At 62.3% G+C, this 8,683-nt stretch carries 12 protein-coding genes and 1 tRNA gene; all 13 read left to right on the top strand.

Annotated features, from left to right (window positions below; genetic code table 11):
* On the top strand, positions 1-391 hold a 391-nt coding region (locus SY1_RS01945; RefSeq protein ID WP_481128936.1), incomplete at its 5' end, for an EF-Tu C-terminal domain-related protein.
* Positions 392-468: 77 nt separating this feature from the next.
* Positions 469-618, top strand: coding sequence for a 50S ribosomal protein L33 (gene rpmG, locus SY1_RS01950; protein WP_015556006.1), 150 nt, complete (start codon positions 469-471; stop codon positions 616-618).
* A gap of 81 nt (positions 619-699) precedes the next feature.
* Positions 700-775: transfer RNA gene (locus tag SY1_RS01955), tRNA-Trp, on the top strand.
* Positions 776-820: 45 nt separating this feature from the next.
* Complete coding sequence (gene secE / locus SY1_RS01960) at positions 821-1,024, top strand: preprotein translocase subunit SecE (protein WP_015556007.1); 204 nt, start codon at positions 821-823, stop codon at positions 1,022-1,024.
* A gap of 61 nt (positions 1,025-1,085) precedes the next feature.
* Entirely contained in the window at positions 1,086-1,625 is a 540-nt protein-coding gene (nusG, locus tag SY1_RS01965) for a transcription termination/antitermination protein NusG (RefSeq protein WP_208872579.1), read from the top strand.
* A gap of 86 nt (positions 1,626-1,711) precedes the next feature.
* Positions 1,712-2,137 (top strand): 50S ribosomal protein L11, encoded by a 426-nt coding sequence (gene rplK, locus SY1_RS01970; protein ID WP_015556008.1) that lies wholly within the window; start codon positions 1,712-1,714, stop codon positions 2,135-2,137.
* Between the two features lie 112 nt (positions 2,138-2,249).
* Positions 2,250-2,954: a 50S ribosomal protein L1 gene (gene rplA / locus SY1_RS01975; protein WP_015556009.1), complete on the top strand. Its 705-nt coding sequence runs from the start codon at positions 2,250-2,252 to the stop codon at positions 2,952-2,954.
* A 285-nt stretch (positions 2,955-3,239) separates the two neighbouring features.
* Positions 3,240-3,770, top strand: coding sequence for a 50S ribosomal protein L10 (rplJ, locus tag SY1_RS01980; protein WP_015556010.1), 531 nt, complete (start codon positions 3,240-3,242; stop codon positions 3,768-3,770).
* Between the two features lie 95 nt (positions 3,771-3,865).
* Positions 3,866-4,249 (top strand): 50S ribosomal protein L7/L12, encoded by a 384-nt coding sequence (gene rplL, locus SY1_RS01985; protein WP_015556011.1) that lies wholly within the window; start codon positions 3,866-3,868, stop codon positions 4,247-4,249.
* A gap of 388 nt (positions 4,250-4,637) precedes the next feature.
* Positions 4,638-5,027, top strand: a complete 390-nt coding sequence (locus SY1_RS01990) for a hypothetical protein (protein WP_015556012.1) — start codon at positions 4,638-4,640, stop codon at positions 5,025-5,027.
* A 33-nt stretch (positions 5,028-5,060) separates the two neighbouring features.
* Positions 5,061-5,441, top strand: a complete 381-nt coding sequence (locus tag SY1_RS01995) for a response regulator (protein WP_208872580.1) — start codon at positions 5,061-5,063, stop codon at positions 5,439-5,441.
* Between the two features lie 105 nt (positions 5,442-5,546).
* Positions 5,547-7,355, top strand: coding sequence for a translation elongation factor 4 (gene lepA, locus SY1_RS02000; RefSeq protein ID WP_015556013.1), 1,809 nt, complete (start codon positions 5,547-5,549; stop codon positions 7,353-7,355).
* Positions 7,345-8,535, top strand: coding sequence for a radical SAM family heme chaperone HemW (gene hemW, locus SY1_RS02005; protein WP_015556014.1), 1,191 nt, complete (start codon positions 7,345-7,347; stop codon positions 8,533-8,535). The genes lepA and hemW overlap by 11 nt, the downstream gene beginning before the upstream one ends.
* Positions 8,536-8,683 lie beyond the last annotated feature (148 nt).

The following is an 8,683-nucleotide window of genomic DNA, read 5'->3' on the forward strand; positions in this document are numbered from 1 at the left end:
CTTGGACGACGCGGAGGCTGGAGACAACGTCGGGATACTGCTCCGTGGCATTGACAAGGACCAGGTGGAGCGGGGGCAAGTGTTGGCGAAGCCCGGCACGGTGACGCCGCACACGAAGTTCAAGGGCGAGGTGTACGTTCTGAAGAAGGAGGAGGGCGGTCGCCATACGCCGTTCTTTGCGGGTTACAAGCCGCAGTTCTACTTCCGGACGACGGACGTGACGGGTGACATCAAGCTGCCGGATGGTGTGGAGATGGTGATGCCTGGGGACAACGCCACGTTTGAGGTGTCTTTGATCGTGCCCATCGCCATGGAGGAGGGGCTGCGCTTCGCGGTGCGCGAGGGCGGCCACACGGTGGGCGCAGGCGTCGTCACCAAAATCCTGGAATAACTGAATTTCCGGGCGGCCGGAGTGCGCTCCGGCCGCCGTTGGAGTGCGATCTTAAAATTTAAGGAGAGGTTTTAGCCATGGCGGATATCATCGGACTGACCTGCACGCAGTGCAAGAGGCGCAACTACACCACGACGGTGAACAAGAAGAAGCAGTCGAAGAAGCTTGAGATCAAGAAGTTCTGCAAGTGGTGCAACGCCTCCGTCCTGCACAAGGAGTCGAAGTAGGCGACGGAGGCGGCGCTTCGCGCCTGACGCCTTGCATAACTTGCAGGGGTGTTGTAAAATACCTAGCGTTGTTTTCAGCGTAGGTCCGTAGCTCAATTGGTAGAGCACTGGTCTCCAAAACCAGGGGTTGCAAGTTCGAGTCTTGCCGGGCCTGCCATTTTATTATGGGTGTCTTTTTGTGATGCCCTCAGGAGGGGCGTATATGACTAAAGAGGCCGTGAATTCCATACCGGGCGTCGCTTTTTTGCGCGAGGTCCGGGCGGAGCTGAAGAAGGTCACGTGGCCCACCAAAAAACAGGTTTGGTATTGGACGCTGATCGTCATTGTCTTTACTTTGGGGGTCTCTCTCTACCTGGGGCTCATCGATTTTTTACTCACGTGGGCTTTCTCCGGCATGCTGGGATAGGTGGCCGGAGGCCTTCTTTTATTTTTTGCAGGTTCTTTGCAGGCGCTAGGGGGCCTTTGTGATGACGCAGCGCGGCGAACGCCGATGGTATGTTGTTCAAACCTATTCGGGCTATGAGAATCGAGTGAAGGCCGACCTTGAACAGCGTATCGCCACGATGGGCATGAAGGAGGGCATCTTTAACGTGCTCGTGCCCATAGAGGATCGCGTCGTTGTGAAGGACGGAAAGAGCCGCAAGGTCACGAGAAAGCTCTACCCCAGCTACGTGTTGGTCGAGATGATCCTGGACGAACAGTCCTGGCACGTGGTGCGGCACACACCGGGGGTGACGGGCTTCGTGGGGGCGGGGACGCATCCCATCCCCCTCTCGGAGGACGAGGTGACCCGGCTCATGTCGATCCTGGAGAAGGACCGCCCCAAGGTGGAGATCGCCCTGAAGCCTGGAGATACGGTCACCGTCAAGAGCGGCCCCATGGCGGGGCAGACGGGGCCCGTCGTTGAGATCAACTCCGAGAAGGGAAAGGTCAAGTTCACCGTGAACATCCTTGGTCGGGAGACGGTGACGGAGGCCGACTATCGCCTTCTCGAAAAAATTTGCTGAACGCCGCTTGGAGTTCTCGTGAGGTAGAGAGCCGGGCGGTGAAGATAAACGTCACGTTTTGTTTTTAGAGAGGGGATTTTTATTTCATGGCTAAGAAGGTCGTAGGGCAGATCAAGTTGCAGTTGCCTGCCGGAAAGGCGACGCCGGCTCCTCCCGTGGGCCCCGCGCTGGGACAGCACGGCGTCAACATCATGGAGTTCTGCAAGCAGTTCAACGCAAAGACCTCCGATCAGGCGGGCCTGATCATTCCGGCAGTGATCACCGTCTACGCCGACCGCAGCTTCACCTTTGAGCTTAAGACGCCGCCTGCGGCGGTCCTCCTGAAGAAGGCCGCCGGCGTTGAGTCGGGGTCGGGCGTTCCCAACAAGACGAAGGTGGGCTCCGTATCCCGCGCCAAGGTGCGCGAGATCGCGGAGTACAAGCAGAGGGACCTCAACGCGAACGACGTCGAGGCGGCGATGCGTATGATCGAAGGCACGGCCCGCTCCATGGGGCTCGAAGTGAGGGACTGATGGCCCGTGAACGCCAGTGAATGGCTGCCGGAAGGCTCCCCAGGTGGGAGCGAATTGATCTTTGTGGCAGAGTCCTTTGGGATTCGCGATCGACCACAGGAGGTTTTTTGAGATGAAGCACAGCAAGCGATATCGGGCGGCCGCCGAGAAGGTCGAGCTGGGGAAGCTCTATGGGCTGCGTGAGGCGGTGGAGCTTTACAAGCAGATCGCCACGGCGAAGTTCAACGAGAGCCTGGAGGTCCACGTCCGTCTGGGCGTTGACCCGCGCCACGCGGATCAGCAGGTCCGCAGCACGGTTGGCCTGCCCCACGGCACCGGCGTCACTAGGAGGGTTCTGGTGCTGGCAGCGGGCGAGAAGCAGAAGGAAGCTCAGGACGCAGGCGCCGACATCGTGGGCGGCGAGGACCTGGTGCAGAAGATTTCGGGCGGATGGCTGGAGTTCGACGCGGTTATCGCCACGCCGGACATGATGAAGTCCGTCGGGCGGCTCGGCAAGGTCCTTGGCCCCCGCGGCATGATGCCCAGCGCCAAGACGGGAACGGTGACCTTTGACCTGACGAACGCCATCAGTGAGATCAAGGCGGGCCGCGTTGAGTTTCGCGTCGATAAGGCCGGCATCACCCACAACGCCATCGGGCGGCGGGAGTTCACGGTGGATCAGCTCTTTGAAAACGCGAAGGCCATCCTGCAGGCGATCTATAAGGCCCGTCCCGCCTCCGTGAAGGGAACCTACGTGAAGAGCGTCACGATCGCCCCCACCATGGGACCGGGGATCGCGGTGGACCCACTGGACGTCCAGCGGGAGGTCAGCGCCTGATCGCGTCCCTTCGACAGCTGAAGATTGATAAAGACTCCCTGATGTTGTAGACCGCAGGCGCCCCTCGGGGCTCAATGCCATGCCTGCCGAGGTGCCGGGGAATGGAAGGTGCGTGAGCCCGTGCAGGGCTTGACCCCATTCTGTTCTATTAAGAGGGCTCCCCGGCGGCGGGGAGCCTTTTTTTGCTTGATTTGCTCGATGGCCTCGATGACTTGAGCTCTGCAGGTGAGGCTGAATTGATACGGAAGTTTTAAAAGAGATCAACGTTGGAGGAGGTGAAACAATATGCCTGCATCGGTTAAATACGAGTTGGTGGCCGACCTGAAGGAGAAGCTCGAACGCTCGAACGCGATCTTCGTGGCCGAGTACCGCGGCATGACGGTGGCGGCCAGCACGGCCCTTCGCGCCCGCGTCCGCGCGGCGGGAGGGGAGATGAAGGTCGCGAAGAACACCCTCTTTTCCATCGCCATCAAAGAGGCGGGGCTTCCGGAGCTTCCGGAGGACCTCACCAAGGGGCCGAACATCTTTACCCTTTCCTATGGCGACCCCGTGAGTGTGGCCAAGGTGCTGAAGGAGTGCGCCACGGACAAGACCCAGAAGGCCTTCGTCCTGAAGGGCGGCATGCTGGGAAGCACGGTGTTGGACCTCCAGCAGCTTCACGCGCTGGCGGACCTGCCGTCGAAGGACGTCCTGATCGGCCAGGTGGTGCGCACGATCGCGGCGCCCATCTCCGGCCTGGTCAACGTGCTCTCCGGCACGGTGCGTGGCCTGGTCACGTGCCTTGCCCAGATTCGCGACAAGAAGGACGCCGCCTAGACGGACCTTCTGCGGAGGAAGTCGACCAAGCCGTTTGTTTGATGCGTTGACGTGTTTTGTCATTTTGAACATTAAATTTCAGGAGGTAACGTTTTATGACTCACGAGGAACTGATCAAGGCGATTGAGGAGATGTCCGTTCTCGAGCTTTCCGAGCTGGTGAAGGCTCTCGAGGAAAAGTTCGGCGTGTCCGCCTCCGCCGCTCCGGTGGCCATGATGGCCATGCCCGGTGCCGCAGCGGGCGCCGGTGCCGCAGCGGGCGAGGAGAAGACGGAGTTCGACGTGGTCTACAAGGGGCCTGGCTCCAACAAGATCGCCGTCATCAAGGTGGTCCGCGAGATCACGGGCCTTGGCCTGAAGGAAGCAAAGGAGCTGGTGGACAACCCGCCGAAGCCCATCAAGGAGGGCGTCTCCAAGGAGGAGGCCGAGGAGCTGAAGAAGAAACTTGCTGAGGCCGGCGCCGACGTGGAGCTGAAGTAACGATTGAGCAAGCGGCCCCGACGGGCCGCTTTTTTAACGTTCGCCAACCTCCCTGCGGTCACGCTCGTCTTCGCCAACGGGGATGAACGGCACTTTCTTTTGTGGTACAATACTTTCGTTCAGGGAGCTTGATTTTCAGCGGACGGGAGGGCGAAGGGCCCGCCCTTCGCATGGGGGCCGAAACTGTGGCGGAGCCTTCAGGCGACAGGCCGTGCGGCAGGGGACGGGCAATGTAAAGGCCGTGGGGTCTAAAATAAGATGTCCGGACGAGCCCTTCTCCCTCGCGCTTTCGATTGTCTTAATGGTGTTGTCTTTTTGTCATTAAAGGCCTCAGGGGCAACCACGAGGTCTTGTGTTTTTTCCATCAAGGAAACGGAGGTTTTATGTTATGAGCGATCAGCCTGCGAAGAAGGTTTCGGCTCCTGCAAACAAGAAGAAGCTCATCCTCATTGGGGCCGCGGTGGTCCTCGTCATCCTGAACGTCATGTGGACGCTCCTGCAGAACAAGTTCACGCCCCGGGTTGATGCCTTGAAGGAGGAGTTCACGAAGATCGAGGCCCGTCTGTCCAAGCTGGAGAAGGACGCCCTTCCGGACGTTGAGGCCATTCGCAGCGAGTTGAATGCCCTCAAGCTGATGTCCGAGGCATACGAGAATCGGTCAAGCCAGCTGTTGAAGGCGGAGGAGGCTCAGCTTGCGTCGCTTGAGTCTCAGCTCGCGATGCAGAGGGAGCGCGTCGAGTCCCTGAAGAAGCTGGGTGCCGCTGAGGACGGAAAATAGCGGCATCCCAGGCGGGACTTTGAGGGTAAACGGGTGCCTCGAAACGTATTCATCATCGACGACGCGGACTTCATGATCGACATGATACGCATGATCCTGGAGGACGCGGACTACAGGGTCGTGGGGGCTTCAACGGACAGCGTGATCGCGCTGTCGCAGTTGAGGGAGTTGGCTGTTGCCCCCAAGCCGACGGCAGTGGATATCGTGATCGTTGACCTGCACATGCCGAAGTTGGACGGTTTCGAGACGGTCCGGCGGCTCCGTGAGATCTTCCCCACGGCAAAGGTGCTGCTGGTGACCGCGAACTCCTCGCTCCCCGTCGCCTTGAAAGCCCGTGAGCTCAAGATCGACGGCTTCGTCGTGAAGCCTTTTGAACCGGAGGTCCTGGTGGAACAGATCGCCAGGCTCGCCTGAACCCTGACCCCTTTGGGACAGGTCGGGCGGGTCAGGGCTTTATGAGGAGGGGCGAAGTCCCCTCCTCAATTTTTTGAACGCTTTTAACGCTGCAGAGGAGCACGTATGAGACAGGAGAACATCCGAAATTTTTGCATTATCGCCCACATCGATCACGGCAAGTCCACCCTGGCGGACCGCCTGTTGGAGCGGACGGGAACGGTGCAGTCCCGCGAGATGAAGAATCAGCTTCTGGACTCGCTCTCGCTGGAGCGGGAGCGGGGCATCACGATCAAGCTGGTGCCGGTCCGCATGGACTACACGTCTCCGGACGGCAAAAAGTGGGTGCTGAACCTGATCGACACGCCGGGTCACGTGGACTTTGCCTACGAGGTTTCCCGCTCCCTTGCGGCCTGCGAGGGGGCGCTCCTGGTGGTGGACGCCAGCCAGGGGGTGGAGGCCCAGACGGTGGCCAACGCCTATCAGGCGGTGGAGCAGGGGCTTGAGATCCTGCCGGTGATCAACAAGATCGACCTTCCCTCGGCGCGGGAGGAGAACGCGAAGCAGGAGATTCAGGACGTCGTTGGGCTGGATGCCTCAGACGCCGTCCTGGCCAGTGCGAAGGACGGGCGCGGCATCGACGAGATCCTGGAGCGCGTCGTCCAGCGAATTCCGGCCCCGGAGGGGGACGCCGGAGCCCCGCTTCAGGCCCTGGTGTTCGACTCCGTCTACGACAACTACCACGGCGTGATCTCCTATGTGCGGGTCGTGAACGGCGTCATTCGAGAAGGACAGAACGTCCTGTTCATGCAGACGGGCAGCGTCTACTCCGTCGAGGAGGTCGGGGTGTTCCGGCCGGGCTTCACTCCCGTGGAGCAGCTGGGGCCCGGCGAGGTGGGCTACATCGCCGCCAGCATCAAGACTCTGGCCGAGGCGCCGGTGGGGGACACGATCACCGAGGCGGCCCGCCCGGCCGCCCGTCCCCTGCCGGGCTACCGAAAGGTGAAGAGCGTCGTCTTCTGCGGGTTCTACCCGGTGGAGCGGGACAACTACCCCCAGCTACGAGAGGCGCTGGAGAAGCTCTGCCTCAACGACGCCGCCGTGACCTTCGAGCCGGAGACCTCCGTGGCGTTGGGCTTCGGCTTCCGCTGCGGCTTCCTGGGGATGCTGCACATGGAGGTGGTGCGCGAACGCCTGAGTGGGGAGTACGGCGTGGAGTTGGTGGCCACGGCCCCCAACGTCGTCTACGAGGTGGTGACGCCGTCGGGCGCGGTCATCGAGGCCCATCGTCCCAGCGACTTTCCGGATGCCGGCGAGATCGAGGAGGTTCGGGAGCCCTACATCAAGCTCTCCGTCTTCCTGCCCTCCGAGTTCGTGGGGAAGGTCATGCAGCTGGTGCAGGACCGGCGCGGAGTCTACAAGTCCATGGATTACCTGACGCCGGAGCGGGTGCGCCTGATCTACGAGATGCCCCTCTCCGAGTTCATCATCGACTTTCACGACAAGCTGAAGTCCCAGACGCGGGGCTACGCCTCGCTGGACTACGAGTTCATCGGCCTGCGGGCCAGCGACCTGGTGCGCGTCGACGTCCTGGTCAACGGCGAAGCGGCGGACGCCTTCTCCTTTATCTGCCACAGGGAACAGGCGTACCATCGGGGCCACGCCGCCGTGACGAAGCTGAAGGCCCTGATCCCCAGTCAGCTCTTTGAGGTGCCCATCCAGGCCTCGCTCGGCAAGCGCGTCATCGTGCGGGTCAACGTCAAGGCACTGCGCAAGGACGTGCTGGCCAAGTGCTACGGCGGCGACATCACGCGCAAGCGCAAGCTCCTGGAGAAGCAGAAGGAGGGCAAGAAGCGGATGAAGCAGATCGGAAAGGTCTCCATCCCCCAGGAGGCCTTCCTGGCCTTCATGCAGGTGGAGGGGGATGGAAAATAGGGACGCCTGCCCGCGGAAGGCCGAGCCGGTCCTTCCCCGCGGGGCGCGTCCTTCCCTCTACCTCCACGTACCCTTCTGCGCGGCGAAGTGCGGCTACTGTTCCTTCTACAGTCGGCGCGCGGGCGACGGCGAGGTGGCTGCATGGCTGGACGCGCTGGAGGCCGAAGCCCGCGCCTGGCGTGACCGACTTGGAGGGCGCGTCCCCCCCCGCACGCTCTACGTCGGCGGCGGGACGCCCAGCCTCCTGACGCCGGGGGACTGGCGGCGGGTCCTCCGCATCCTGGAGGTCATGGCGGACCTCTCCCCCCTCGAGGAGGCCTCCGTGGAGGCCAACCCCTCCTCCCTGACGAAGGAGCATCTGGCGGTCTGGAGGGACGGGGGCTTCACCCGCGTCAGCCTGGGCGTCCAGAGCCTGGACGACGGCGAGCTGCGCCGCATCGGAAGGCTTCACGACGCCGCGGGGGCACTTCGGGCGATGGCCATGGTCCTGGGGGCCGGCCTGCACCTCAGCGTGGACCTCATCTTCGGGCTGCCGGGCCAGACGCTGCGCTCCTGGTCCGCCTCACTTCGGGGCGTCCTGGCCGCGGGGGTAGGGCACCTTTCGACCTATCAACTGACCCTGGAGCCGGACGCCCCCATGAGCCGGCAGTCTCTCTCCCTGCCCGACGGCTACCCCCTCTACCGCTACGCACAGTGGTTTCTCGCCAAAAACAAATTCCTTCAATATGAGATTTCAAGCTTCGCGCCTTCCGGGGCGGAGTGCCGACACAACCTGGCCTACTGGCGCCAGGAGCCCGTCCTGCCCCTGGGGCCTGCCGCCTGGGGGTACCTGGACGGATGGCGCTGGTCCAACCCGCCGACGCTGGAGGCCTACCTCGAGGCGGCGCGGTGCGGCTTCCCCGATCCCCTTGCGGGGGCGGAGCGCCTGTCTCCGCGGGCCCGCGCGCTGGAGGCGGCGATCCTGGCCCTTCGGACCCGGTGGGGCATCGACCGGCTGGAGTTTGCCCGCCGATGGGGGACTGGGGTGCTGAGGGAGGTTGAGGGAGTGCTGCTGGGGCTTCCGCCGCGCCTCCTGCGGACGGAAGAGGGGGCCCTGGCCCTCACCCCGTCGGGGATGCGCGTGGGCAATGCCGTCTGGACGGAGCTGATGGCGCTGGAGGATCGGGGAGCGGGGGACTGATGGATTTCGCGCTGAGGCCAGGATACGACTGGAGATACGGTTAGATGAGCGGGGTTGAAAAAAGGTCTGTCGATAGCCAGTGAAAAAGTCACCCTTGTGTCCCCCTGCCTGCCGCGGCGTGGGGTGACATTTTCTCTGACGACTTATA

Origin of the sequence: Fretibacterium fastidiosum, from assembly GCF_000210715.1 — a bacterium.
GTDB lineage: Bacteria > Synergistota > Synergistia > Synergistales > Aminobacteriaceae > Fretibacterium > Fretibacterium fastidiosum.

Bases quoted from the DNA above. Each gene is read 5' to 3' on its own strand.
- rpmG (WP_015556006.1), top strand. From the start codon at position 469: ATGGCGGATATCATCGGACTGACCTGCACGCAGTGCAAGAGGCGCAAC.
- secE (WP_015556007.1), top strand. From the start codon at position 821: ATGACTAAAGAGGCCGTGAATTCCATACCGGGCGTCGCTTTTTTGCGC.
- nusG (WP_208872579.1), top strand. From the start codon at position 1,086: ATGACGCAGCGCGGCGAACGCCGATGGTATGTTGTTCAAACCTATTCG.
- rplK (WP_015556008.1), top strand. From the start codon at position 1,712: ATGGCTAAGAAGGTCGTAGGGCAGATCAAGTTGCAGTTGCCTGCCGGA.
- rplA (WP_015556009.1), top strand. From the start codon at position 2,250: ATGAAGCACAGCAAGCGATATCGGGCGGCCGCCGAGAAGGTCGAGCTG.
- rplJ (WP_015556010.1), top strand. From the start codon at position 3,240: ATGCCTGCATCGGTTAAATACGAGTTGGTGGCCGACCTGAAGGAGAAG.
- rplL (WP_015556011.1), top strand. From the start codon at position 3,866: ATGACTCACGAGGAACTGATCAAGGCGATTGAGGAGATGTCCGTTCTC.
- SY1_RS01990 (WP_015556012.1), top strand. From the start codon at position 4,638: ATGAGCGATCAGCCTGCGAAGAAGGTTTCGGCTCCTGCAAACAAGAAG.
- lepA (WP_015556013.1), top strand. From the start codon at position 5,547: ATGAGACAGGAGAACATCCGAAATTTTTGCATTATCGCCCACATCGAT.
- hemW (WP_015556014.1), top strand. From the start codon at position 7,345: ATGGAAAATAGGGACGCCTGCCCGCGGAAGGCCGAGCCGGTCCTTCCC.